This is a genomic window from Gillisia lutea (genome assembly GCF_021568705.1).
GTDB classification, from domain to species: Bacteria; Bacteroidota; Bacteroidia; order Flavobacteriales; family Flavobacteriaceae; genus Gillisia; species Gillisia lutea.
The window spans coordinates 37,698-63,991 of record NZ_JAKGTH010000007.1 but is presented as its reverse complement, the minus strand read 5'-3'; the positions used below and the strand labels follow the sequence as shown (position 1 = coordinate 63,991).

20 protein-coding genes are annotated in these 26,294 nt (G+C 37.4%); 10 read left to right on the top strand and 10 right to left on the bottom strand.

Translation table 11 applies throughout. The features are described 5' to 3' along the window. Window positions 1-77: 77 nt before the first annotated feature. From L1I30_RS04680 to L1I30_RS04670, 3 genes are all read right to left on the bottom strand, one after another. Window positions 78-1,712, bottom strand: coding sequence for an amidohydrolase (locus tag L1I30_RS04680; protein WP_236133110.1), 1,635 nt, complete (start codon window positions 1,710-1,712; stop codon window positions 78-80). Window positions 1,713-1,814: 102 nt separating this feature from the next. Next, window positions 1,815-2,939 carry a hypothetical protein gene (locus L1I30_RS04675; protein ID WP_236133109.1) on the bottom strand — a complete coding sequence of 375 codons (1,125 nt, stop codon included), beginning with the start codon at window positions 2,937-2,939 and terminating at the stop codon, window positions 1,815-1,817. Window positions 2,940-3,438: 499 nt separating this feature from the next. After that, window positions 3,439-4,182 (bottom strand): DUF6503 family protein, encoded by a 744-nt coding sequence (locus L1I30_RS04670; protein ID WP_236133108.1) that lies wholly within the window; start codon window positions 4,180-4,182, stop codon window positions 3,439-3,441. A gap of 214 nt (window positions 4,183-4,396) precedes the next feature. Here L1I30_RS04670 and smpB point away from each other — a divergent pair, with 214 nt between their 5' ends. Both smpB and L1I30_RS04660 read left to right on the top strand, forming a co-directional pair. Next, complete coding sequence (gene smpB / locus L1I30_RS04665; protein WP_236133107.1) at window positions 4,397-4,852, top strand: SsrA-binding protein SmpB; 456 nt, start codon at window positions 4,397-4,399, stop codon at window positions 4,850-4,852. 51 nt (window positions 4,853-4,903) lie between these two features. Then, a complete protein-coding gene (locus tag L1I30_RS04660) occupies window positions 4,904-7,384 on the top strand; it encodes a DUF5686 and carboxypeptidase regulatory-like domain-containing protein (RefSeq protein ID WP_236133106.1) in 2,481 nt (826 codons plus the stop codon). Between the two features lie 12 nt (window positions 7,385-7,396). Here L1I30_RS04660 and L1I30_RS04655 read toward each other — a convergent pair whose 3' ends face one another. Further along, the gene (locus L1I30_RS04655) at window positions 7,397-8,041 is read right to left on the bottom strand and encodes a protein-L-isoaspartate(D-aspartate) O-methyltransferase (protein ID WP_236133105.1); all 645 of its coding nucleotides are present in this window, start codon (window positions 8,039-8,041) and stop codon (window positions 7,397-7,399) included. 153 nt (window positions 8,042-8,194) lie between these two features. Here L1I30_RS04655 and L1I30_RS04650 point away from each other — a divergent pair, with 153 nt between their 5' ends. The 8 genes from L1I30_RS04650 (at window position 8,195) to miaA (ending at window position 17,307) form a co-directional block, all read left to right on the top strand. After that, on the top strand, window positions 8,195-9,160 hold the full coding sequence (locus L1I30_RS04650; protein WP_236133104.1) for a Gfo/Idh/MocA family protein: 966 nt from the start codon (window positions 8,195-8,197) through the stop codon (window positions 9,158-9,160). 77 nt (window positions 9,161-9,237) lie between these two features. Then, the gene (locus L1I30_RS04645; RefSeq protein ID WP_236133103.1) at window positions 9,238-10,128 is read left to right on the top strand and encodes a 3-hydroxyacyl-CoA dehydrogenase family protein; all 891 of its coding nucleotides are present in this window, start codon (window positions 9,238-9,240) and stop codon (window positions 10,126-10,128) included. Between the two features lie 72 nt (window positions 10,129-10,200). After that, window positions 10,201-11,436 (top strand): DUF1015 domain-containing protein, encoded by a 1,236-nt coding sequence (locus tag L1I30_RS04640; protein ID WP_236133102.1) that lies wholly within the window; start codon window positions 10,201-10,203, stop codon window positions 11,434-11,436. An 80-nt stretch (window positions 11,437-11,516) separates the two neighbouring features. Then, window positions 11,517-12,176 carry a YggS family pyridoxal phosphate-dependent enzyme gene (locus tag L1I30_RS04635; protein WP_236133101.1) on the top strand — a complete coding sequence of 220 codons (660 nt, stop codon included), beginning with the start codon at window positions 11,517-11,519 and terminating at the stop codon, window positions 12,174-12,176. Between the two features lie 17 nt (window positions 12,177-12,193). After that, entirely contained in the window at window positions 12,194-13,567 is a 1,374-nt protein-coding gene (locus L1I30_RS04630) for an exonuclease domain-containing protein (RefSeq protein WP_236133100.1), read from the top strand. Next, a complete protein-coding gene (locus L1I30_RS04625) occupies window positions 13,560-15,530 on the top strand; it encodes a DUF3858 domain-containing protein (RefSeq protein ID WP_236133099.1) in 1,971 nt (656 codons plus the stop codon). Before L1I30_RS04630 ends, L1I30_RS04625 begins: the two co-directional genes overlap by 8 nt. 24 nt (window positions 15,531-15,554) lie before the next feature. After that, complete coding sequence (locus L1I30_RS04620; RefSeq protein WP_236133098.1) at window positions 15,555-16,397, top strand: ion transporter; 843 nt, start codon at window positions 15,555-15,557, stop codon at window positions 16,395-16,397. Continuing rightward, window positions 16,387-17,307 (top strand): tRNA (adenosine(37)-N6)-dimethylallyltransferase MiaA, encoded by a 921-nt coding sequence (miaA, locus tag L1I30_RS04615; RefSeq protein ID WP_236133097.1) that lies wholly within the window; start codon window positions 16,387-16,389, stop codon window positions 17,305-17,307. Before L1I30_RS04620 ends, miaA begins: the two co-directional genes overlap by 11 nt. A gap of 10 nt (window positions 17,308-17,317) precedes the next feature. On the opposite strand, the gene L1I30_RS04610 is transcribed toward miaA, so the two are convergent. From L1I30_RS04610 to L1I30_RS04585, 6 genes are all read right to left on the bottom strand, one after another. Then, window positions 17,318-21,115 carry an HYR domain-containing protein gene (locus tag L1I30_RS04610; RefSeq protein ID WP_236133096.1) on the bottom strand — a complete coding sequence of 1,266 codons (3,798 nt, stop codon included), beginning with the start codon at window positions 21,113-21,115 and terminating at the stop codon, window positions 17,318-17,320. A 204-nt stretch (window positions 21,116-21,319) separates the two neighbouring features. After that, window positions 21,320-22,039: a response regulator transcription factor gene (locus L1I30_RS04605; protein WP_236133095.1), complete on the bottom strand. Its 720-nt coding sequence runs from the start codon at window positions 22,037-22,039 to the stop codon at window positions 21,320-21,322. Between the two features lie 3 nt (window positions 22,040-22,042). Further along, the gene (locus L1I30_RS04600) at window positions 22,043-23,599 is read right to left on the bottom strand and encodes a sensor histidine kinase (protein WP_236133094.1); all 1,557 of its coding nucleotides are present in this window, start codon (window positions 23,597-23,599) and stop codon (window positions 22,043-22,045) included. A gap of 66 nt (window positions 23,600-23,665) precedes the next feature. Then, a complete protein-coding gene (coaE, locus tag L1I30_RS04595; RefSeq protein ID WP_236133093.1) occupies window positions 23,666-24,256 on the bottom strand; it encodes a dephospho-CoA kinase in 591 nt (196 codons plus the stop codon). Further along, window positions 24,253-25,209: a CdaR family protein gene (locus L1I30_RS04590; RefSeq protein WP_236133092.1), complete on the bottom strand. Its 957-nt coding sequence runs from the start codon at window positions 25,207-25,209 to the stop codon at window positions 24,253-24,255. The genes coaE and L1I30_RS04590 overlap by 4 nt, the downstream gene beginning before the upstream one ends. Then, complete coding sequence (locus tag L1I30_RS04585) at window positions 25,184-26,209, bottom strand: glycosyltransferase family 2 protein (RefSeq protein WP_236133091.1); 1,026 nt, start codon at window positions 26,207-26,209, stop codon at window positions 25,184-25,186. The genes L1I30_RS04590 and L1I30_RS04585 overlap by 26 nt, the downstream gene beginning before the upstream one ends. Window positions 26,210-26,294: the final 85 nt, after the last annotated feature.

Genomic DNA, 26,294 nt, shown 5'->3' with positions numbered 1-26,294 from the left:
AACCCCTACCTAAAAATAAAAAACCGGAGACTGAGTAAATCAGTTTCCGGTTTTTTTATTGACTTCTAGAATAGCATCTAATATACTTTCTCTCCATTCACATAGGTTTGTAATACTTTTATTCCTGAGATTTCAGTTTCAGGTACTTTCATAATATCCTTATCCAGAATAATAAAATCTGCAAATTTCCCCTGCTCTATACTACCTTTTTCATTTTCTTCAAAATTGCTGTAAGCTGCCCAAATTGTCATGCCTTTTAAAGTTTCCTCACGACTTAAAGCCTGCTCTTTCATATATCCACCTTGTGGATAATCTTGTAAATCCTGTCTAGCCACTGCGGAATGAAACGTATAGAACGGACTTACTTCTTCAACCGGAAAATCAGTTCCTAGTGCAACAATTCCTGCCTGGTCCAATAGTTTTTTATAGGCGTAAGCGCCTTTAATCCTTTTAGCTCCCAATCTATCCTCTGCCCAATACATATCGCTCGTGGCATGTGTAGGCTGAACCGATGGAATAATATTTTTATTGAAATATTTGAAATCTGCAGAATCGATTACCTGGGCATGCTCAACTCTCCACCTTCTATCAGTATCATCCTTAAGTAGTTCTGTATAAGTCTTTAGAACTACCGCATTGGCAGAATCTCCAATAGCATGAGTATTAAGTTGAAATTTTGAAGCAGCTACACGTTCTGCAGTTTTTGCAAAATCGGCTACAGGAGACAATAATGCCCCATAATGGTTTGCTTTATCTGAATAAGCTGCTTTTAAAGCCGCTCCTCTAGAACCAAGTGCTCCGTCGCCATAGAATTTAACAGACCTCACATTTAAACGTTCTGTTTTATAAGGCACCTTATCAAGATAATAATCTAAGTTTTGGGGAGTATTACTTATCATGGTGTACAACCTAATTTTCAAACTCCCTTCTTTTTGTAAGCTATCCATTAGTTCAATGGTACTTCTATCTACCCCGGCATCAACCACAGTAGTAAGACCATAGCTAAAACTAATCTTTTGTGCTTCTAGTAAAGCTTCACTTTGTTCTTCTAAAGAAGGTTCATCCTGAGAGTTCTCTATTAAAGACATGGGGTTATCGATAATAATTCCAGTGAGTTTTCCATTCTTCTTTTCGATCATCCCACCCGATGCGGGAGTGTTTGCTGTTATTCCAGCCTTGTCCAAAGCGGCCTGATTTACCAGTAGTGCATGACCATCAATCCTTCCTACTGAAATAGGGGTTTCGGGAAACAATTTATCTAAAGTGTCTTTAGTGGGAAACTCCTTGTTTTCCCAATCATTTTGATCCCAGCCTCTACCTGTAATATAATCTACATTTCTTTCTTTCTGAAATTCAACTATTCGGGCAACCACTTCGTTGAAGCTTCGGGTTCCGGTAAGGTCTACCTTCTGCTGTTGAAGCCCCATTCTATAGAAATGAGCATGGGCATCAATAAAGCCGGGAAGCACTGTTTTTCCTTTAGCATCCATTTCTTCATTAAACTCATATTTATCACGCAATTCTTCAACATTACCCACTTCCAGGAATTTACCATCGGTAACCACAAAAGCAGTGGCCTTGCTAAAGCTAGTATTCACGGTATAAGCATTGGCATTAAAGACCAAAAGATCGGCCTTTACAAGTTTCTTATTGGTATTACATGAAATAAGTATTACACTGCAAAGCGCAGTAAAAATGAGTTTCTTGAGCATATTATCAATTTTAGTTTGAGGCTGAACCTCTTAAATTTTTATAAAAATAAAAAATGCGCCCTGAAACTCAGGACGCATTGAACTTTATTTTTGAATAATTGCTTATCTCAATCCAACCGATTCTAATAAAGCAATTCTAATGCTAGGATTAGCAGCTGCTGCCAGAGCAACCGATATCATTAAACCGATGGCTGCGTAAGAGAAATCTTTAAAGATCATTCTACCTGCTTTTTTGCGGTGTTTTTTACCCTTCTTATTTCTAGCCAAACTTATAGCTATTTCTCTACCTCCAATAATCCCTAAAAACACCCAGGTTGTACTCATTGGCACCGTGCTTATAAATAGCTTATAGATAAGAAGCACTACATAAGTAAGATCTACTAAAGTAGCAGCCCGGATATCTGAAATACGCGCTTTTTCACTTACTACTTTTTGTATTTTATCACCTCGTAAATAGAACAACAATCCTAAACCTAAAAAGATGGTCACAGCAAATATTATAAATTGCACTAAAGTTTGTTGTCTTGGCAAGAAAACGGCAATATTTGCACCATCCTGCATTACCCAAACTCCCCATAAGGATCCACTCACTAACCATTGTACTACGTTCCAACTATTATGGAATTTTCGGCTTTTGAAGAATTTCCTAATAACATTATAAGAGAAATACCATACTGCAAAAGACAATATGAATGCCATTACATATCCCGATAAACTCTTTCCAATTACAGAAGTAATCCCCGAAGTATCTGCACTAAATACACTTAAAATAAGAAAAGTGGTAGACACCGGCATACGCAAACGAGTAAGTATAAGCAGTACTAAAGGCGCTATAATTTGAAAAAAGCTGAAATTTTGAGGATGTGGATAATTGGTAGAGCCATCAGGTTTTAATAAGCGCTGGTATGTAACATCCCCATCAAAATATAACCAGCTAAAGGTTACTGTTAACAGAAAGATACCTCCAATATAAAGCCATAAAACCCACCAACGTTTGTTTTTATTACTTTCAATAAAGGTTCCTAAAGACTGGATGCTATCGTTAGCTACTGTTGCGTATGCCGCAAAAAAGAAACCAAGCCACATAGCTGCCTGATTGTTACCGGTAAAGATTCCCGCAAGGACAATCCCAATAATTACAATGGAGAGGAAGGTTTTTTCCTGTACCATGAAGTCAAGGATATTCAAATAAGGCCTTGTCCTATCGCTACGTTTGTATTTTGCCATCTAATAAAAATGTATATTTAATATCAATATGCTCTGGGTATCTTTATGTATAAAAAATACCGCTGCAATATTAGTTTCTTTTAAGTTTAAATTAATGTTTCCAATGTTGTTTTATTGTTAAGAAAACTTAATTTAAACCTTGCTATAAGACACTAACAATAAGCTTTTTACATATTATTAAAGTAAACAAAATGAATTTAAAATATACCCAATAGCCTCGACGAACTTAAGTTGGGAAGCCCTAAATTCGTGAGTATTATTTTGACTTTTCTACTGGATATACCGTAAAAATATAGTGTGTGTTCTAAATTAGCAGTAATATATAGATTATCCTGCCTGATTTACATCTTTACTTATAAAATCAATAAAAACGATACTAGCTGGATGCTACACTAAAAATATAGCATCATGCATGAATAGAAATTTCAAAAAAACCTCTAGCAATTAATTATTAGAAGAACAATTAGTGCATCAAAAGAAAATAAATTTAAACCCCTTATCAGTTCTTAATTTTCACTTCTACATTTTTATTTTCTATGGTAGATAACAATTTCAATTTGCCATTTTCAAAAAGTTCATCTAGGGAACTCAAATTGGTATTAAAGTCTTCCAACGTGTAATTTTTATAATCTACAAATCGAATTCCCTCGACCATTCTGGGATTGTAAGCTTCTCTAAAGCGAATTCCTCCTTCATTCACGTGAAATTTGTAGGCTAAATAATCAATTGTAAAATTGTCTTTATGAATCCAATACATGAATTCATCATGATGATCGGCTCCGCCCCCATCTTGCTGGAAAGTGATCTTTAATTGATAATAAGGCTCCCCTTTTATTGCTGCTTCGCCGGCAAGTTTCTTATTCACCGCGCGATCGTTAAGGCCATAAGGAAGATGTGCAAAATAGTGAACCGAATTCAGACTACCGCTGTATTTCACAATCATAGAATCTGGAACATTTATCAAACTATCGTTCCTAAACCTTTGAAAGCCGGTATTATTAATAACATCTCTCATGGTTCCAAGAGAATCTTCTACAATCTTTTCAAGCTGAAATTCCCCTCCATTTCTCTCGCTTCTATATACATTGTCACGAAATTCAAAACGAATATCAGCCTTTTTATAAGTATCGCCTCCGGCATTTTCAATTGTTTTATCAATGATATCTTCTGCGCTAATTTGATCTTTTTTCTCCTGACAGGAAGTTAAAATCAGGGCAACAAACAGAGTAATAAGGTATTTCATATAATTTTCAGTATTGCGTCAAATATAAACATTTATGAATAATACAAATAGTCTGCTTTAACCATAATTAATTACTGCGACCTTTGCATAAATATTGATTTTTTTGATGCAAAAAAATCTAATTCATCATTTTAGCAATAGAAATTGTCTATTTCTAAAATTTACAAATACATTATGTTTAAATGTTAATAAAGTCTGTTATTTTTGCTCTTCTATGAAGAACAACATCAACATAAAGAACCGCAAGGCCAAATTTGAATATGAACTTCTCGATAAATATGTGGCTGGTATCAAATTAGCCGGAACCGAGATAAAAGCTATTCGAATGGGAAAAGCATCTATTACCGAGAGTTTTTGTGAATTTCAAAATCACGAGCTCTTTGTGATAAATATGCATGTTGAAGAATATTCTCATGCGTCACATTTTAATCACAATCCAAAAAGTGAACGAAAGTTGTTAATGCAACGACGGGAACTTAAAAAGTTGGAGAAAGAGGTTAAAAATTCAGGATTAACAATAATCCCTTTACGCCTTTTCATAAATGAACGAGGAATAGCAAAACTTCAAATTGCCTTAGCTAGAGGTAAAAAGCTTTACGATAAAAGGGATGCCATTAAAGATCGTGACAGTAAACGCCGCCTGGATCGCATAAAAAAAGATTATAACTAATACCTCTCCTGTACATATATTAGCTATTTTGCTGTAATAAACAACAGCTGTATGTCCAGAAAATTTTGGCTTTTTATTTCTTTTTCATTTTTCTTTCACCTTAGTTTTTCACAAATAACCGGAAAGGTTGCGAATGCCGAAAATGAAGCATTGCCTTACGTGAATATTTACACAGAAGACGGAGTTCACGGCACTACAAGTAATGAGGAAGGTATTTACCAATTAAAAATAAACCAACCGGGCACTTATCAACTTGTTTTTCAATATTTGGGATATGTTACTTTAAGAAAACAGGTGGATATCAAGAAATTTCCTTTTGTGTTAGACGTTCAACTTAAAGCCGAAACCACCAATTTTGAGGAAGTTACTCTCAACTCTAAGGACAATCCCGCTAATAGAATTATTAGAAATGCTATAGAATTCCGAAAGGAAAATCTGGCGCGCATAGAGCAATACACAGCCAATTACTACTCCAGAGGGCTTTGGAGAATAAAAAATGCGCCGGAGAAAATTCTTGGTCAGGATTTAGGAGACCTTGGTGGCGGACTCGATTCTACCCGTAGCGGGATTATCTATTTAAGCGAAACCGTCTCAGAAATCGCTTTTAAAGCCCCCAACGATTTTAAAGAGAAAGTAATTGCCTCCAAGGTAAGTGGAAATGATAATGGCTTTAGTCTGAACTCAGCCAGAGAATCTGATTTTTCATTTTATGATAACACTATAGATATCAATGCAGAGATCGTTTCTCCCATTGCTGAATATGCTTTCAATTATTACAATTACAAGTTAGAAGGTGTTTTTTATGATGATGCGGGACACCTCATCAATAAAATCGAAGTTATCCCGAAAAGACCTAAAGACAGGGTTTTCTGGGGAATCATTTATATAGTTGAAGATTCCTGGCAAATATTTGGTGTAGAATTGAAGACGACGGGACAGGCTATACAAGTAGCACCAATTGAAAACCTCATCTTCACACAGAATTACAAATATTCTGAAACCTACAATTTCTGGATCAAGATCTCACAGACGGTAGATTTTAGTTTTTCGATGTTCGGAATTGGAGGAGACGGAAGGTTTACCGCTGTGTACAGCAATTATAACTTCCGCCCGCAATTAAATGAAACTTCATTTTCGCGCGAGATAATGAGCTTTGCCGAAGCCTCCAACAAAAAAGACTCTCTCTATTGGAGAACACTTCGGCCGGTTCCTCTAACCTCGGAAGAACTTAATGATTATATTAAAAAGGATAGTCTGCAGGAAATAAGAAGTTCTAAGAAATACCTTGATTCTGTCGATGCGGCAGGCAATAAATTCACTTTAGCAAGCATATTATTCGGTTATAATTATAGCAAGACCTATAGAAAGCAAAATTTCAACATCAGCTCTCCTATTTTTGGGTCTCATTTCAATACCGTTCAAGGATGGAATCCAAATGTAAACATTAGTTATCGTCAGGATCAGGACGAGAACTACGGAAAATACTGGCGATTATTCAGCTCGCTAAATTATGGGTTTGATGAGGACAGACTTAGAATAAAAGGAGGATTTCAAAAGCGATTTAATAATTTATCAAGACCTACCCTCACCGTTCGAGGCGGAGTTGAAACAGCTCAAATTAATTCCACACAACCAATTTCTGAGCGTATAAATGATATTACTTCGCTCTTTTTTGAAAGAAACTACCTTAAACTTTACGAACGTACATTTGCCGAAATAGCCTATCAGCAGGAAGTTTTAAATGGAGTGACCCTTTTAACCGATTTCAGCTACCAGGACAGAAATGCGTTATTTAATACTACCGATCAAACTTGGAATAATCAAGAGGATATTCGTTATTCTTCAAATGATCCATTACAGCCTTCAGATTTCACTTCTGCCCCTTTTGAAGATCATCATATATTTAAGTTCAATTTTACCACCAAAATAAACTTCGCTCAGCAGTACATGAGCTACCCCGATAGAAAGATCATTTCGCCCTCTAATAAATATCCAACGCTGTACCTTAGCTATGAAAAAGGTCTGGGTTCAAACATTGCAGCTTATAATTTCGATCAACTAAAAGCAGCTGTTACTCAAGATCTAAGTTTGGGAAACAAAGGAACTTTCAGCTATACTTTTAAAGGCGGAACCTTTTTAACGGGAGAAGCTTCTTATATAGACTACCAACATTTCAATGGGAATCAAACCAGGATTGGAACGGGAAATTACACCAACAAATTCCACTTACTTCCCTATTATGCTTTAAGTACCAATAGCAATTATTTTGAAGGGCATATGGAACAGGATTTTAAAGGCTGGATATTAGGAAAGATCCCGGGAGTAAATCAGCTGAATTACAACCTTATTCTGGGAGCACACTTCTTATCTACTGAAAACAACAAACCCTATTCTGAAGTTTCTATAGGAATTGATAATCTGGGATTTGGAAAATACCGTTTACTTCGCTTAGATTATGTTCGGTCTAATTTTAATGGTAAGAAAGAAGGCGCATTTATCTTCGGGCTTAAATTTCTAAATATTTTAGACTAAGACAAGTTCTTTTTAATTTTTATCTTCTAAGAGTGGTACAAAACGGAAATCACCGAATTCCTTTTTTTCGAACTCCAGTTTAGACTTTCTAATAAAGAGCGTCATTACCTGAACCTCATCACCTACGGGAATCACTAACCTTCCTCCTACTTTTAGCTGTGCCAATAAAGGGTTAGGCACAAATGGCGCACCGGCCGTAACAATTATCTTATCGTACGGCGCATATTCCCTCAGCCCTTTATACCCATCACCAAAACTTAAATGCTTTGGGCGGTATCCTATTTTAGATAAGAAGAGTTTTGTTTTCTTATAAAGTTCACGTTGGCGTTCTATACTATAAACCTTCGCCCCCATTTCGCAAAGCACTGCCGTTTGATATCCGCTGCCGGTACCAATTTCCAGGACTACGTCCCCTTTCTGGATTTGCAATAATTCGGTTTGAAAACCTACAGTGTAAGGTTGAGAAATAGTTTGATCGGCCGCAATGGGAAAAGCCTTATCCTGATAGGCATGATCTTCAAAGCTGCTATCCATAAAAAGATGTCGTGGTATGGTTTTAATTGCCTCCAACACCCGTGGATCCTTCACACCTTTTGTCTCTACAATAGCTGCCAATTGCTGTCTTTTTCCCTTATGTCTAAATGTATCGTTTAGCACCCTCTTTGCGTTTAGGGGGTAAAAATAAACAAACAATTGCAAGGCTTCAAGCTAAGTTTTAATTATTATTTAACGCTTAGCGTAACTCATTTACAACCAAAATGCTATTGGCTTTGTCCCAAGAAACGCTATTTTTGTGCAAAACATAAAAAAATGCTCAAAGCCGGTGTATTTGGTGCAGGTCACCTTGGAAAGATCCATTTGAAATTACTTCAGGAATCTTCTAAATACGAATTAATAGGATTTTTTGACCCAAATAAGGAAATAGCTTCGGCCATTGAAAAGGAATTTGGATACAAAAGCTTCTCCACCAGGCAGGAATTAATAGACGCTGTAGATATGATTGATGTAGTTACTCCTACAATCAATCATTTTGAAGTGGCCAAAGAAGTAATCACCTCCGGAAAACATCTATTTGTTGAAAAGCCCATCACCTCTACTTATAAAGAAGCTGAAGAACTGATAGCTCTTGCCAAGAAACACGGGGTGAAAGGACAAGTTGGGCATGTAGAACGATTTAACCCTGCATTTAGAGCGGTAGCTAATAAAATTGAACAGCCTATGTTCATTGAAGCGCATAGACTAGCCGAATTCAATCCGCGAGGAACAGATGTTCCTGTGGTGCTGGACCTAATGATACATGACATCGATGTTATTCTAAGCGTTGTAAAATCGAAGGTGAAGAATATCTACGCCAGTGGTGTTTCAGTAATTAGCGAAACGCCAGATATTGCTAACGCTCGTATCCAATTCGAGAACGGTTGTGTGGCAAACCTAACTGCAAGCCGAATTTCATTGAAGAACATGCGAAAAGCACGATTCTTTCAGCGAGATGCCTACATCTCGGTAGATTTTCTGGAACGCCAGTGTGAAGTGGTTAAAATGAAAGATGTGCCTGAGCATCCAGACGATTTTGCCATGATCCTTCAAAATGCTGAAGGCGTTAAGAAACAGATCTATTTTGATAATCCCAAAGTAGAAGAACACAATGCCATACTTGACGAATTGGAAACCTTTGCCGATGCTATTAACAATAACACTACTCCTATCGTTTCTCTGGAACAGGGAGCAGAGGCACTTCGAGTAGCCAATCAGGTAATAGAAAGTTTTAAAGATTAAATTCCTATTAAAAGGAATTACATATTAATACACGGTCTGTTTCATCAAGGAATCAAGACCTCTAAAAATTATATCATATGAAGAATATAGCAGTAATAGGAGCCGGAACCATGGGGAATGGAATTGCTCATACCTTTGCACAGTTTGGTTATAAAGTACACCTTATAGATATTTCAAAAGAAAGTTTGCAAAAAGGTTTAGACACCATTACAAAGAATCTTGATAGAATGGTGGCTAAGGAAAAGATCTCTGAAGCTGATAAGAAAGAGACACTTGCTAACATAAAGACCTTTATCGACATTCCTTCGGGGGTGAAAAATGTAGATCTTATTGTGGAAGCAGCTACAGAGAATGTAAACCTCAAGCTTAAGATCTTTGAACAACTGGATAATAACTGTGGGAAAGATGTAATTTTGGCTTCCAACACCTCATCTATTTCTATCACTCAAATTGCTGCCGCTGTATCTAACCCCGAGCGAGTGATTGGTATGCACTTTATGAACCCCGTACCTGTTATGAAACTAGTAGAGATCATTCGTGGTTATAATACTTCAGATAAGGTGACCAATACCATCATGAAACTTTCAGAAAAACTGAACAAAGTTCCGGTGGAAGTAAATGATTATCCAGGATTTGTGGCTAACAGAATTTTAATGCCAATGATAAATGAGGCTATAGAGACCCTTTACAATGGTGTTGCAGGTGTTTATGAGATAGACACGGTGATGAAGCTGGGAATGGCGCACCCAATGGGACCACTTCAACTAGCCGATTTTATTGGACTAGATGTTTGCCACTCTATTTTAGAAGTGATGTACAACGGTTTCAAAAATCCAAAATATGCACCATGCCCATTGCTTACTAATATGGTGAGAGCAGGAAAACTAGGAGTAAAATCTGGAGAAGGTTTCTACGATTACTCAGAGAATAGAAAGGCTGAAGTGATAGCCGCTCAATTCAAAAAATAGCGAAGTGCTACGGGATACAGTTAAAAACCAAATAGCTGTATCCCTAATAATAATTTTATTGGACCATTCATTTTGGCTAAAATACATCCATTTAAAGCCGTAAGACCTCCCAAAGATAAAGCTGGTCTCGTGGCATCTCGTCCGTATGAGGATTACAGTATAGGTGAACTCACTGCAGAATTGGAATACAATCCTTATTCCTTCTTACATATTATTAATCCCGGTTATAAATTTCAGCATGAAATAACGGGAGAAAAGCGGTTTGAGCTGGTAAGAAACAGGTATCTAGAATTCAAGGAGGAAGAAACCCTGATCCAGGACGAGGAACCCTGCTATTATTTTTATAAGATCATTACCCGAAATAAAACTTTTTCCGGGATCATTGCTGCTGCTAGTGTTCAGGATTATGAAGAGAATTTCATCAAAAAGCATGAAGATACCATCGCTGCCAGAGAAACTCTATTTAAAGATTATCTAAAAGTAGTTGGATTCAATACAGAACCCGTTCTTTTAACCTATCCAGATTCAGAAGTAATTAATGAGGCCATACAAAACGCGATGTTAGATGCTCCGGAGTATGAATTTTCTACACATAATAAGGAAACCCATTATTTATGGAAGATATGTGAACCGGAAGTGGTTGATAACATTCGGCAGGAATTTGCATCCATGCAGGAACTATACATTGCCGATGGACATCATCGTAGTGCCTCATCTTTTTTACTTGCTCAAGAATCGAAAGAGGCGAATCCTCATCACACCGGAGACGAGCCTTATAATTATTTTATGAGTTTCCTGATTGCTGAAAGCGAACTGAAGATCTATGAATACAGCAGGCTGGTAACCGATTTGAATGGCTGGAGCAAAGAAGAATTTTTAATGCAATTGGACGAGTGGTTTAGAATTGAGAACCGAGGTATGGAAGTATATTCTCCTTCTAATAAACATCATTTTAATATGTACCTTGATGGGGAGTTCTATTCGCTCTATCTAAGAATGACCAATTATAAATTCGATAATTCCCTTAGCTCACTGGATACTTATATTCTCTATGAAAAATTACTAAAACCAATCTTAGGGATCCATGACCTTAGAAATGACAGTCGTATTTCCTATATTCACGGGAAGAACGATCTTATTAAGATAAAAACAAAAGTAGACAGTAAAGAATTTGCCGTAGGTTTTGGAATGCTCCCACTAACGATAAAAGAAATAAAAGAGGTTGCCGATGAAGGTCTTACCATGCCCCCAAAAAGCACCTATATAGAGCCTAAACTTAGAAGCGGACTTACCATTTATGAGTTTTAATTTTATTTAAACCGAAGTATTTTTCACTTCCTCTTATATAGAACCGCCTAAGTTCTAAGCGTTTTTCCTAAATTTACCACATGAGCATTGCAGACAACTTAAAAAAATACAAGGCTGAATTACCTGAAAATGTGCAGCTTGTTGCTATTTCAAAAACCAAACCCAAAGAAGATCTTTTAGAAGCCTACAATGCAGGACAACGTATTTTTGGTGAGAACAAGATCCAGGAAATGACCGATAAATGGGAAACCCTTCCTAAGGACATCAACTGGCACATGGTTGGACACGTCCAGCGCAACAAGGTAAAATATATGGCTCCTTATGTTGGCCTGATTCATGCTGTAGATAGTTTAAAATTACTGAAGGAAATAAACAAGGAAGCCCAAAAGAACGAGCGCAGCATTAAATGTTTGCTTCAAATAAAGATTGCTGAAGAAGAATCCAAATTCGGAATAAGTGCTGAAGAAGCCAAAGAAATATTATCATCAGACACCTATAAGAATTTTGAGAATGTTGAGGTAGTAGGCCTTATGGGGATGGCTACTTTTACGGAGGATGATACTCAGGTAAAGAAAGAATTTTCTTATCTTAAATCGATTTTCGACACTTTAAAAGAAACTTACCCTAAGTTGAAGACCCTCTCGATGGGAATGAGTGGAGATTATAAAATTGCCGTAGCTTGTGGAAGTAATATGGTACGAATTGGAAGCGCGATCTTTGGAGAACGAAATTATAACTAATTAGGAGAGAAAAATACTTGTACGCAATATTAGACATAGAGACCACCGGTGGAAAATATAATGAAGAAGGCATTACCGAGATTGCCATTTATAAGTTTGACGGAAATAAAGTTGTAGATCAGTTTATAAGTCTTGTTAACCCAGAGCAACCCATACAACCTTTTGTAATTGGCCTTACCGGAATAAATAATGAAATGCTTCGCAATGCCCCCAAATTTTATGAGGTGGCAAAACGCATTGTAGAAATCACTACCGATTGTATAGTAGTAGCTCATAATTCAAAATTCGATCACAGGATCTTGAGGTTAGAATTTAGAAGATTGGGTTTCGACTTTGAACGAAAAACCCTTTGTACGGTTGAATTATCAAAAAAACTGATTCCCGGACAGGCATCGTACAGCTTAGGGAAATTAGTGCGTGCACTAGGAATTCCTTTAAGCGACAGGCATAGAGCCAGCGGAGATGCACAGGCTACCGTGAAACTTTTTAAAATGCTTTTGGTAAAAGATACTGAAAAGAACATTTTAAAGGCAACAGTTCGCAACGAGCCTTCCAAACAAATAGATACAAAACTTGTACAGATATTAGACGACTTGCCTTCTATTACCGGAGTGTATTACCTACACAACGAACAGGGAGAGATCATTTATATAGGTAAGAGTAAGAATATCAGAAAAAGGATTAATCAGCATTTTACCAACGAGCATCACAAAGCCAAGGAAATGCAAAAGGAAGTAGCTTCGGTTAGTTTTGAATCTACTGGAAATGAATTGATCGCCTTACTCAAGGAGAATGAAGAGATAAAAAGCAATAAGCCAAAATACAATAAGGCCTTACGAAAATCCATCTTCAATTACGCCTTATACCAATTTGTAGACGAAGAGGGTTATATCAATTTAAAGATCGGCAAAGCCGATGCCCGAAAAAGGAACATTACCACTTTCACCAATTTACAACAGGCTAAGAATGTGATGCATAATATTGTAGAGTCACATCAGCTTTGCCAGCGCTTAACCGGCTTGCATACCGGTACTGGAAACTGCTTCAGCTATACTATTAAATCCTGTAATGGTGCATGTATAGGTAGTGAAGCTCCTATTGAATACAACCAAAGAGTTCAGGAACTTATTGATAAACTTAGCCTTAAAGATCAGAATATGATCGTTATAGATCGGGGTCGCGAAATAGATGAAAAGAGTGCCCTACTGGTAGAAGAAGGGATCTTTAAAGGCATTGGGTACATCAATTTGAACCATCAAATAAATAATATCGATATAGTGCGCTCTATCATTACTCCCATGAAGCACGATCGAGATGCTCAACACATCATTCAAAGTTATCTCAGAAAAAATAAAAAACTTAAAATCATCCAATTCTCACTACATGAATAAATTTTTACTGCTCCTCTTCTGTCTTTGCGCCACCACCACCTTCGCACAACAAAAGTTCAACACTAAAGATCTAAAAGTAACCCAGGAAGAACTTATCGCAACCATATACGAAAAAGACTCTACAGCAAACGCCTTTTACATCTATGAAAATGGATATAGTAGGTTCGACCAAAATGCCGATTACAATTTAGTTACCGATTATGAAGCGAAACTAAAGATCCTGAATAAAGAGGGGTATAAAAATGCCACCGTGAAGATCTTTTTAAACAAAAGCGGTGATAGAAAAGAAAAGCTTTCGGATATAAAAGCCACGACTTACACGCTAAGCAACGGGCATATACAAACCACAAAATTAATCCCTTCGCAAATCTTCACCGAAGAGAATGAGCGTTACGATGAGGTAAGTTTCACCTTTCCTGCACTTAGTCCCGGGGCGGTACTTGTTTACTCGTACACCAAAGAATCGCCTTTCATCTTTAATTTTGAGACCTGGTGGTTTCAGGAAGATATTCCTAAGGTTTATAGCCGTTTTGAAACCAAGATCCCTGCTAACTACAATTACAACATAAAAAAAATAGGATCAACAAAACTGTATACCAACGATCAAAAATTAGAAAAAGAATGTATGTCTTTCTCTCAAAGGGCGACCAGAGCCGATTGTGTTCATTCAGAATATATCATTAAAGACATCCCTGCTTTTATTGAAGAAGACTTCCTTACTTCCAGATATAATTTTATGGATAGAATCGAGTATGAGCTTATAGAAGTAACTCAATTAGACGGATACATTAGAAAGTACACCAAAGACTGGAAAGATGTAGACAAGGAAATTGAGAGAGATGAGAGTTTAGGAAGACAATTAAAAAAAACTTCCAGGGCAGAAGACCTTTTGCCCCAAGCAATTAGCAGCCAGCCTAAAAGCCTGGAAAAAGCGAAAGAGATCTTTAATTTTGTAAAGAGCAATTATAAATGGAATGGAGAATATCACATTTTTAGAGATGTGAACTTAAAAGATCTGCTAAAGGATAAGTCGGGAAATATCTCGGCCATCAACATACTCCTGCACAATATATATGAAGAACAGGGTTTCAAAGTGTTACCTGTATTAAGTTCTACCAGAGGGAATGGAGTGCTAACCCAGTTATTTCCAGTTTTGAGTGAATTCAATTACCTGATATTACAGCTGGAATTAGATGGAGAAACATATTTACTGGATGCTTCTGAAAAATATACCGCTTTTGGTGATATCCCCTTCAGAGCTCTTAACTCGTATGCGCGTTTATTAGATTTTGATAATGAAAGTAAATGGATAGACCTGGAACCTGGAGGAAGATCCAGCATTACCATTCAAGATTCTATCGTGGTGCACGCCGATGGAACTGCCAGCGGACGTTCTGAACAAGTATTTTCCGGATACAATGCAGTGAAAGTTAGAAACCAGCTGGATGAAACATCACAGGAAAAAATCTTTAATGAGGTATCCAATCCCAACGAACATGCTAAATCTTCCCATATCTCCTACAAGAACAGAGAACTTATCTCTGAACCTGTAACTGTTGAATATGATCTAAAGAACGACTCCCAAAAACTAAGTGATCTAATCTATTTTAATCCTTTTAGTTTTAGGTTTTTTGATAAGAATCCTTTCCAATTAAAAGAACGCACCTACCCTATAGATCTTGGGTATGCACGTTCATATTTATATGCTATACAAATTACGATTCCTGAAAACCATAGCATTGTTGAGATCCCGGAAAATCAGCTTTTAAAATTACCTGAAAATAGCGGTTCTCTATATTTTATTGTACAAAAGGCGAATGAATCTACTATAAATGTGCAGTGTAGGGTAAGTCTTTCAAAAGCTTCGTACGCTCCCGGATATTACCCTTATTTAAAGGAATTCATGAGCAATTTAATGACCATTCAGAACGGATCTTTCATAGTTATCAAGGAAAATAGTTAAATTTGAACTTAATACTTTTCATTCTTGAATAAACCCGATAAAACATATTCAAAAGCTCCATGGAGAGCCAAGCTTTACGAGGTTATCTACGAAGCCGACACTCCTATGGGGAAGCTCTTTGATATTGTTTTACTAATAGTGATCGTTTTTAGTATCATTTTAGTGATGCTGGAAAGCATCGCACACCTTAATGCCAAGTATTACGAAGAATTCTATATTGCTGAATGGGCCATCACCATTTTCTTCAGCGTAGAATATATACTGCGCATCATTACTATACATAAACCCAAAAAATACATTTTCAGCTTTTACGGGATCGTAGATTTCCTTTCTACCATTCCATCGTATATCGCCTATTTTGCGGGAGGAAACAATATGTGGCTTGCCATTAGAGCACTTAGATTGTTAAGAGTGTTTAGAATATTGAAGGTTACCAGATATATTGGCGAGTCTAATAGATTGATAGGGGCGCTTAAAAATAGCAGAGCCAAGATCATTGTGTTCTTATATGCAGTAATAATTATCTGTATCATCATGGGGACGGTTATGTACCTGGTAGAAGGACCCGAACACGGCTACACTAGCATCCCTTTAAGTATTTACTGGTGTATTGTGACCTTGACCACGGTAGGGTTTGGAGATATCCATCCCGTAACACCACTGGGGCAGTTTATAGCTTCTTTTATTATGATAATTGGATATGGCGTAATAGCTGTTCCCACCGGAATTGTGAGTGCAGAGATCTCTAAGAGCGATAGAAATACCGTGCATACTAATACTCAGGTATGTCCTGTTTGTCATGAAAGCACACATACCGACCATGCTGGTTTTTGCCATAACTGCGGAAATAAATTAAATGAAAAATAAATTCCTTATCTGCATTGCAGGCCCGACAGCAATAGGAAAAACAGCTTTATCTATCAAGCTGGCAAATGCTTTTCATACTGAAATTATCTCGGCCGATTCCAGGCAGTTCTTCAAAGAAATGCAAATTGGTACCGCAGCTCCTTCAAAATCAGAATTAGCGGAAGCACCTCATCATTTTATTCATCATCTCTCTATTGAGGATGATTATTCGGTGGGCGATTTTGAAAAGGAAGCACTTCAAAAGGTGGAAGATCTCTTTAAAAAACACGATGTTCTAATTCTTGTAGGTGGTAGCGGACTCTACATAAAAGCTCTTCTTGAAGGCTTAGATGAATTTCCTGAAGTTGCCCCGGAAATACGCTTTGGTTTGAATGAGAGGCTGGAGCTTGAAGGTCTTCCGGTACTGCAACAACAGTTAAAAGAACTAGACCCACAATATTATACGCAAATAGACATCAACAATCCTCATCGGGTAATTCGGGCTTTAGAAATTAGCCTGGCCTCGGGGAAACCTTTTTCGTCTTTTTTGAATAAACCCAGCAAAGAAAGAAATTTTAAAACTATACAAATAGGATTAACAGCAGACCGTGAAGATATTTACGATAGAATAAATAGACGCGTAGATATTATGATGGATGAAGGCCTTATGGAAGAAGCACAGGCACTTTACCCAAAACGCAAGCTTAATGCCCTGAATACTGTAGGATATAAAGAAATTTTCGCCTTTTTTGAAGGAAGAACCGACCTGGAAACTGCCGTGGAAGAGATCAAAAAGAATACTAGGCGATTTGCGAAAAGACAACTTACCTGGTTTCGAAAAGATAAAAGTATTACCTGGTTCGACTACACCACTCCGACGTCAAAAATTACCGATTTTATTGAAGAAGAAATCTCCCGGTACGAAGCATAGAATTCATTTTTTAACGAATAATCACCCTCAGTATCTTATTCCCAATATTGGTATAAACATGCAGCACATACACAGCTTGTTGTAAATCGCTAAGATCCATTTTGTATTCGAAAAAATTTGCGGGATACGTTTTGGTTTGAATATATCTGCCACGGAAATCGTATACCTCTACTTTTTCAATTATTACTCCGTCAGAAACTGAGTAGCTAAACCTGCCATCGGTGGGATTAGGATAGATAAAGATATATGGAATTTCAGGTTCTCCTGTTACCCCACAATCTCCTGCAACTTCTACTTTCACCTGAACAGATGCCGAATTACCGCTTGCATCTACGGCAGTTAATAGTACTATATTTTCACCCAATTCCTTACAGCTAAAACTGGTTTTATCAAGACTTAAAGTAACATCTCCACAGTTATCTAAAGTGCCATTATCCAGCATTTCTGGAGTAATATTCACAGTTCCAAACTCATCCAATTCTACACTAATCTCTTTTGAAAGAATTGTAGGCGCCAGTGTATCTACCACACTAACTTCCACCTCACAGGATCCCTGCACACTTGCGTTAGAATAACTTAAAGTTACAGTTGTCCCCCCAAGATCGTTACAGGTAAAATTAGATCGGCTTACAGTATACTGCAGATCATCTGGTTTTTCAGTGAAGAGTTCTTCGGCATTCAGACTTGCATTTCCAGATTCATCCAACTCTAATTGAATGGCATCTTTACAAACTACATTGGTTGTGCTTTGTGTAATCACTTCAATTACAACGGTGGCAATTTCAGAATCCAGATTTCCATCATTGGCCACATAGGTAAAACTATCGGTACCCACGAACCCGGCATTGGGAGTATAAGTAAAAGAACCATCGGTATTAAAAGAGAAGGAACCATTTCCGGTAGCCGATCTCGCAAAAGAGGTCAGAGTATCTCCATTGGCATCGGTGTCGTTAGCAAGCACACCCGGCGCACTTACGTTTAAGGTTTGATTTTGCGTAATTTGAAAAGCATCGTCTACAGAAACCGGAGCCACATTTTCATTTGATGGGTCCAGTACATTTATAGTAACCGTAGCTACATTAGAAGTCCCTGAAATACCATCGGTAGCGGTATAGGTAAAACTATCTACACCGGTAAAGCCGGTATCGGGTATATAAACAAACCCACCGTCGGGATAAAAAATCAAGTTTCCGTTTATCGTGGTTCGTTGAATAACCGCCGTAAAAGCATCTCCATTGGCATCGGTATCATTAGCAAGCACACCGGGAGCATCTACGCTTAAAGTTTCTTCCTTAAAAGTATTATAAGCATCGGCATTGGTAACCGGAGGAACATTTTCCTGAGGTTCTTCTTGTAATACCACCATGAAGGAACAACTGGCGGTATTTCCACCTGCATCGGTTGCAGTTAGCACTACAGGATAATCTCCTTCTGCCGTAATTATAGAATCTGGTGCGGGGCTTTGCGTGTAACGTAAATTGGTATCACAATTATCGGACGCCGGTAAAAAGCTCGAAAAATCTGGCACAGTATAACCTTGAGTAATTTCAAAACCAGCAGTGATATTATCGGGACATTCAAAGGTTGGAGTTATATTATCCACAATAGTTATAGAAAAACTACAGTTTTCGGTGTTTCCTAAATCATCCTCGGCCTGGAAGGTTACTGTAGAAGTTCCAACCGGAAATTCACTGCCCGACGTTAAACCTGCAGTTTGTGTTACCGTTACTGAACCGGAATTATCGGTAGCTGTAGCATCAGCAAATGTTACAATGGCACTACATTTATCTCCATCTATATTTTGGGTAATATTAGCCGGACAAGAAATTACAGGAGCTTCTGTATCTGCTCCTTCTTTTACCTCTACTGTAAAGCTGCATTCTGCAACTAGACCAGCTGCATCGGTTACTTTAAATGTATTTGTTGTAACCCCTATCGGAAATTCACTACCGGAAGACAATCCTGCGGTTTGTTGAAGTGTAGTTCCGGAGCAATTATCGCTAACACTCGGAGCGGCAAAAGTCACCACTTTTCCCGGCTCTCCAAAATCAACGGTTTCTGAAATATTGGAAGGACAGATTATTAGTGGGACTTCATTGTCTATGATGGTCACCGTAAAACTACATTCGGCTTTTAGCCCAGCTTCATCCTCGGCCTGAAACGTTACTGTAGAAGTTCCAACCGGAAATTCACTGCCCGACGTTAAACCTGCAGTTTGTGTTACCGTTACTGAACCGGAATTATCGGTAGCTGTAGCATCAGCAAATGTTACAATGGCACTACATTTATCTCCATCTATATTTTGGGTAATATTAGCCGGACAAGAAATTACAGGAGCTTCTGTATCTAGAGTATTTTCTTCAACAGTAACTTCGAATTCATAGAAAGAAGAGTTTCCGCAAATATCAGTGGCTTTAAACTTCACAGTTGTAGTTCCAATTGGAAACTGACTTCCCGAAGCATACCCATCGGTAATAGTAAGTGTTACAGGACCAGAATCAGTAAATGTAGGTTCTGCATAAGAAACTACAGCATAATTTTCACCCTCATCATTGGGAATCGTGATATCTTCAGGAAAAGTAACCAGTACAGGTTTAACGGAATCATAACCCGGACTTCTCTTATACACCTCGAGATAAAAATTAAAATTAGCATTCATATTAAAATAAAAAGGTGCCCTCCCTTTAGTTCCTGATACAATGGCATCGTTTACGTAAAGTTTTCCGCAAGGGTCTATAGCCATATCAATTGCCCAATCAATTTTTAAAGATATCTTATCTAAATACGTACGATTAGAGTTGTAGACATTTATTTTGAACACATCGTCCTCTATTCCCTCTTTCACGTCATCAAAAACGTCTAATAGTTCTTCAGGATTATTTGCTGCTTCTAGAATAGTTGTAATGTTTACCTTATCACCAAAGTCTGAGATAAAAATATTATCGTAATTATCTATAACTATACTACCTGGTGATCCTATTTCATCAATATTTCCCGCAATTTCATCAATTTTGAATGGATTATTATCTACATCTAGCTTAACTACTTGTACTCTTCCATTACCACTTCCCAATTCCGCTATATAAATATTTTTTGAACTATCTACTGCCAGCCTGTAGGGAAAGTTCAATGGAACACCCTCTACTTTATCAAATTGAGTTAATAAATTATCCTTATAACTCCCATTTACATCTTTAAAAAAAATCTTAATACGACTAGGCTCTGGAACATTTTGCTCATCGCCTATATAATGATCTGCCACATATAAATTATCATCCTTATCGAAGGTTAACCCTACTGGGCCTTTAAACTGATTAGATCCAGTACCATAAGTACCATCACCTAATAACTCCGATGACAAGTACGCACCTGTAGATGAATAAACTCTTATAAAACGCCTATTGCTTTCATTAGTGGCGACATAAAATTTACCATCGCTATTAATAGCAAAATCCATTGGAGAACTTAATCTATTATCTTCATTTGGAATAAAGTCGATTAAACCACCTGTAGCATCTACTCTTTTAATACCATTTCCAAAAGTCAGGACGAAAACTTCTCCCTCATTATTAGTATCAACAGCTAGAATTACTTTATTAAGCTTCGCATCTAAATCGAAAATATCTGTGAACTGGACATTTATAAATTCCAAATCCATTCCATCTTCATATGTATAAGTGGGAGCCTGTCCAAAACTATAAGTAGAGAAAAGTAGCGCAAGCCAAAGTATGAACAGAACACGGTAGCTTCTCCTGGCGAAAGGGGAAGATATGTATTGCGCTAAATTAGGGGTAATAGTGCTACTCATTTAGTTAACCGCTTGGGGTGCAAATATAAGGTAGTTTCTCAAGAAACATGCCTATCTTACTGGGTAACATTCAAATACAAAAAGACCGTATAAAGATTAGAACTTATATTAACCCACACAGGTTAAGCGCATTAGCTGCACTTATATGTAGACTTTTGTTCTATTCTTTATACAGTCTCGTTCTAGAAACTGAAATTCTATATGTTAAGCTTCGCTTTCTTTATTCTTTACCACAAGTCTAAAGCCTTCCCCGTGAATGTTCAGGATCTCAACATTCTCGTCTACTTTAAGGTACTTACGCAATTTGGCGATATACACGTCCATACTTCTTGAAGTAAAGTAGTTATCGTCTCTCCATATCTTGGTAAGTGCCAGTTCACGCGGCATTAAATCGTTTTCATGAAGGGCAAGCAAACGCAATAATTCATTCTCTTTTGGAGAAAGTTTAATTGGCTCGTCCCCATTATAGGTTAAAAATCTCAATTTAGAGTTCAGGTGGAAACCACCTATCTCAAATTCAAATTGCTTACTGTCGGCAACACTATCGGTAGCTTTGCGCTGCATAATGGCCTTAATCTTCATTAAAAGCACTTCACTATCAAAAGGTTTGTTCAGGTAATCATCGGCCCCTACTTTATAACCTTTCAACACATCTTCTTTCATTGCCTTGGCAGTTAAAAAGATAATTGGCACATCTTCATTCTTATCGCGAATTTCCTTTGCCAGGGTGAAACCGTCTTTATAAGGCATCATCACATCCAGGATACAAAGATCAAAATCGTCTTTCTTGAATTTTTCGAATCCTTCCATTCCATTCTTAGCGTGCGTAACCTCATAGTCGTTCATCGCTAGATAATCCTTCAATACCGTTCCGAAGTTCGGATCGTCTTCAACTAGTAAAATTTTCTTGTTTTCAGTTTCCATATACTATGTTATTAGTGGTAATTTAATTATAAAGGTACTTCCTTTTCCTTTCTCACTTTCTACATTAATGGTAGCGTGATGATCGTCCAGGATGCGTTTTACATATGCAAGACCAAGACCATGGCCTTTCACATTATGAATATCTCCGGTATGTTCCCGGTAGAATTTTTGAAATATTTTCTTTTGAACAGATTTGCTCATTCCTGTTCCCTGATCTCTTATTTTAAGAACGATATAATTACGTACGTTCTCGGTATAGATATCAATTTTTGGTTCATCTTCTGAATATTTTACGGCATTGTCCAGAATATTCACCATTACATTGGTAAGATGATCCTGATTGGCCAGAATAGAAGATTTCAATGCCCCAAAATGAGTTTTAATATAACCATTTCTGTCTTCAACGATCAATTCTATATGAGTAATAGAATCTTCTATGATCTCGTGTAAATGAAGGCGTTCCTTCTTAAGGTCCAGCTCATTCTTTTCCAGTTTCGAAATTTGTAGTACATTTTCTACCTGGGCATGCATGCGTTTATTCTCTTCCCGAATCATATTCAAGTACCGGGTAACTTTTTCCTGATCGCAAATGATCTTTGGGTTCTTAATAGCATCTAAAGCCAAATTGATAGTAGCGATAGGCGTTTTGAACTCATGCGTCATATTATTGATAAAATCTGTCTTTATTTGTGAGATCTGGCGTTGCTTGATAAGTTGAGACAAGGCACTGGAATATGCTATTACAATAATAAGGGTGAATATAATGGACATGGCCGCCATTAAGGTTACCGATGATAAAACTACTTTCTTCTTTCCGGTAAAGTTCACCAATAACTGATAGTTACTGTTCCCTGCAAGATCTACAAATAAAGGCACCCCGTAGGTTGCAGGATAATCTACAGAGAAATTATCTGAATGTACTTTTGTTGCCAGTGAATTGCTGTATACTCCAAATTCAAACTCGGTATTTAGGTTATAATTTTCCAACTCCCTGGTAAGTAAAGTAGCAATTGTTTCTTCCGTCAAACGTTTATGAATAGGAATTCTGGAGGAATATTCAGAAATATAAGCGCTAAGCATCTCTTTCTCGGCATCCTTCATTCCCATTAACTTATTAATCCGTTCCTGAGAGGTTAACTTTCTATTAGATGCTTCTTCATTTCCAAAAAGCTGATTCATCTTCTTATTGATCAAAATGGCAAATTGAATACTATCCTGAGCGGTGATAAGAAAATCTGATGAAGCTTTATAATCTTCTTCCGGAATAAGATCTTTACTGTTTTTCAGGGAATTCTTGTCTAATTTGTAATATTTAGCGAGACTGATATCGTTTAAAGTAGTATCGGCATTTCCCGCGGCATTAAATTCGAACCAGAAATTCTCCAATTCCTTATTTTGCAATTCTTTGGAGACGTTAATAAGAACCTGTTTTGCATTGAAAGAAAATTGCTCCTCCTTATCATCCACGGTACTTTTTATCCAGTAACCTTGCACAAAAATTATTCCTATAAGCGATAGGCTCATAAGCACAATAAGAAGTAGGAAAAGCTTTTTATTCATCCCCCAAAAGTAATATTTTAACATTTAGAGATTAATCGATTTAACCAAATGTTAACAAAACACCACCTAAACTTTATCAGCTTTTAAGAGAATTTCATGCAGATTTCTTACTTGTTCCTTTGTATCGTCCAAATTAATATTGATTAGCTCGAAAGTTGCCAGTTCTCTTTTCCGGGAATCCGGCCACTGGTGCTGCATTCTGGCTTCAATTTCCTCGAGCGAGGAACCATCTCTTTTTTGAAGTCGGGAAATTCTTAGCTGGTATGGAGAGGTTACAAGAATTACCTCATCACATTTTTTATGCCCACCAGATTCAAAAAGTATAGCTGCTTCATACAATACATAAGCTGCAGTTTGCCGTTGTTTCCATTCTTCAAAATCTTTAGCAACGGCAGGGTGTACAATTGCATTCAATTTTTGCAATAAAGAAGGCGTATTAAATACTTTCCCTGCAATGTATTTTCTGTTAAGATCGTCATCTAAATAAGCTTCTTCTCCAAAAAGTTGAATAAGTTGCTCTCTCACTTCCGGCGATCGATTCATTATGGCTTTTCCGGCATCATCAGCAATGTAAAGAGGCACGCCTAAATCGCGAAACATGTGCGCCACGGTGGTTTTTCCACTTCCTATACCTCCAGTAAGCCCTACTACCCTCATCGCTTAATTACAAATTGAATTTTCTTTTTATTTAACCGAACATTGTTCACCAGGGCTGGTTGTTGCACAATTTCAGCCAGCACATAACCATCACTATCTAAAGCATCCTTAAAATTGGCGATCACTCTAAACTGATTGGCCTTGATATTATCAAATTCATTTAAACTTACCTGATAATATACTTTCACCTGCTTAGGAAAGATCACCACATTGGTGTTAGCAGGCACATTTACCAGTTCTATTGGGATATCTACCTGTCCTTCGGTGAATTTATCGGTTTTTGAAGCGTAATTTATTTCATTTTGAAAAAGAGTGACACCACCAAGACCTGAGGTGTCCAGTTTTACTTTCCCTTTAATATCTTTGCTAATATTTTGAAGCTTAAGTGCCTTGGTATAAATATAGCTTAAGGTATCTAAGATGTTTTCCGGACCGCTGACCCTTACCGAATCTGGGCTTAATTGTATGCCACCCAAAGCCGAATACCCCACCGCATAACCCAATTCAATATTTGGCTGCACTTTTATTTTTTTAACTGCCCGCTGCTGAAAATGGATCTTTAGTTCATTTTGCAGGAAATTGGCATCGTTATAATCTACATTAAGCTGAGATAAAATTGCTGCCTTTTGCTTCTCAAGATCATATAGCAACATCCCGTCCAGCTGGATCGCATCACTTATATCTATAGTTACCACGGGAGGAAATAGCTTATTCCATGCAATATTGAAACCCTTTTCGCGTATTCTCACCTCCAGCTTATCAGGATTATTCGCCAGGATGATCTTGTCTTTATCAACGTTCACATATTGCAAAGGGAGCTCCAAAGATTCTGTATAATCTTTAGAGAACTGAACGATAACCCAAATAAAGGCTGAAAAACCTAAGAAAAATAGAAATGTCTTTAACGGCCCTTTTTTTATCAAGGGTTTATATATTTTGATCTTGTCTTGCATGTTCAAAGAATAATTGGGGAAACGCTTCCTGGGGTTTTGCCTTTTGTACCTTCAGTTTCCAAACCGAATTTAAAAATCCGTAGCCATAGCCAAGAAACTGAATAAAAGTAGCCATTATCGCTGCAAACCCAATATATAAACTTTTATTCTTAATACCGGCATCTATTCCAATTACCACAAAATAAAAGATATAGCAGCCTATTAATAGCGTATTTCCTACTATAGTTAATAACAAAGCAAGTATTAAGCCTAAACTAAACAAGGTAGGAAACCAATAGGTGAGCTTCCCCGAGCCCGGGTGCCAGTCATTCAAAATAGGGCGCACCATGCCAAACTTATTTACCTGGATATAGAACTTGTTCCAGTCTATCCTGCGTTTATGAAACACTACCGCTTTCGGGATAAGCACGGTATCAAATCCTAATTTTTGCAGACGTAAGGAAAGATCGGGATCTTCTCCCGGATGAATAAGTCCAAAGCCACCGGAGGCTTCAAAGGCTTTCTTTGATAATCCCATATTGAAACTTCTGGGCTGGAATTTATCTACCGCCTGCTCTTTTCCGCGAATCCCTCCTGTAGTAAAAAGGGAAGTCATAGAATAATTGATCGCTTTTTGCAGGGGTGTAAAACTATTGTGAGCCGCATCGGGACCACCAAAACAATCACAGAATCTAGCCGCTAAAAATGAATCTACTTCCTCTAAATAATTTTCGGGAAGGATAACATCCGAATCGAGAATAAGAAAATAGTTTCCCTGTGCCTTTCTCATTCCATAGTTACGGGAGTCACCGGGACCTGAATTCGGTTTGAAATAATAGCTTATTTGCAAGAGCCCCTGAAATTCCTTCACTATTTCTTCTGAAGATAAGGTAGAACCATCTTCAATTATAACCACTTCAAAAGCCCTGCTAAACTTTAGATCCAGCATACTGGAAAGTAATTCCCTAATTTCATCAGGCCTGTTATACACCGGAATTACAAAAGAATAGTTAAGCTGCATAGTGTTTGGTTAGTTGGGTATAGAAATTTAAAAAGGCCGAAAAGCACTTAATTTGTCCATCCTGAAACTTTAAAAGTTCTAGCCT

Coding starts and splice junctions, on each gene's coding strand:
- smpB (WP_236133107.1), top strand. CDS start 4,397: ATGAAGAACAACATCAACATAAAGAACCGCAAGGCCAAATTTGAATAT.
- L1I30_RS04590 (WP_236133092.1), bottom strand. CDS start 25,209: ATGCAAGACAAGATCAAAATATATAAACCCTTGATAAAAAAAGGGCCG.
- L1I30_RS04605 (WP_236133095.1), bottom strand. CDS start 22,039: ATGGAAACTGAAAACAAGAAAATTTTACTAGTTGAAGACGATCCGAAC.
- L1I30_RS04625 (WP_236133099.1), top strand. CDS start 13,560: ATGAATAAATTTTTACTGCTCCTCTTCTGTCTTTGCGCCACCACCACC.
- L1I30_RS04650 (WP_236133104.1), top strand. CDS start 8,195: ATGCTCAAAGCCGGTGTATTTGGTGCAGGTCACCTTGGAAAGATCCAT.
- L1I30_RS04610 (WP_236133096.1), bottom strand. CDS start 21,115: ATGAGTAGCACTATTACCCCTAATTTAGCGCAATACATATCTTCCCCT.
- L1I30_RS04670 (WP_236133108.1), bottom strand. CDS start 4,182: ATGAAATACCTTATTACTCTGTTTGTTGCCCTGATTTTAACTTCCTGT.
- coaE (WP_236133093.1), bottom strand. CDS start 24,256: ATGAGGGTAGTAGGGCTTACTGGAGGTATAGGAAGTGGAAAAACCACC.
- L1I30_RS04600 (WP_236133094.1), bottom strand. CDS start 23,599: ATGAATAAAAAGCTTTTCCTACTTCTTATTGTGCTTATGAGCCTATCG.
- L1I30_RS04680 (WP_236133110.1), bottom strand. CDS start 1,712: ATGCTCAAGAAACTCATTTTTACTGCGCTTTGCAGTGTAATACTTATT.
- L1I30_RS04635 (WP_236133101.1), top strand. CDS start 11,517: ATGAGCATTGCAGACAACTTAAAAAAATACAAGGCTGAATTACCTGAA.
- miaA (WP_236133097.1), top strand. CDS start 16,387: ATGAAAAATAAATTCCTTATCTGCATTGCAGGCCCGACAGCAATAGGA.
- L1I30_RS04585 (WP_236133091.1), bottom strand. CDS start 26,209: ATGCAGCTTAACTATTCTTTTGTAATTCCGGTGTATAACAGGCCTGAT.
- L1I30_RS04675 (WP_236133109.1), bottom strand. CDS start 2,939: ATGGCAAAATACAAACGTAGCGATAGGACAAGGCCTTATTTGAATATC.
- L1I30_RS04645 (WP_236133103.1), top strand. CDS start 9,238: ATGAAGAATATAGCAGTAATAGGAGCCGGAACCATGGGGAATGGAATT.
- L1I30_RS04660 (WP_236133106.1), top strand. CDS start 4,904: ATGTCCAGAAAATTTTGGCTTTTTATTTCTTTTTCATTTTTCTTTCAC.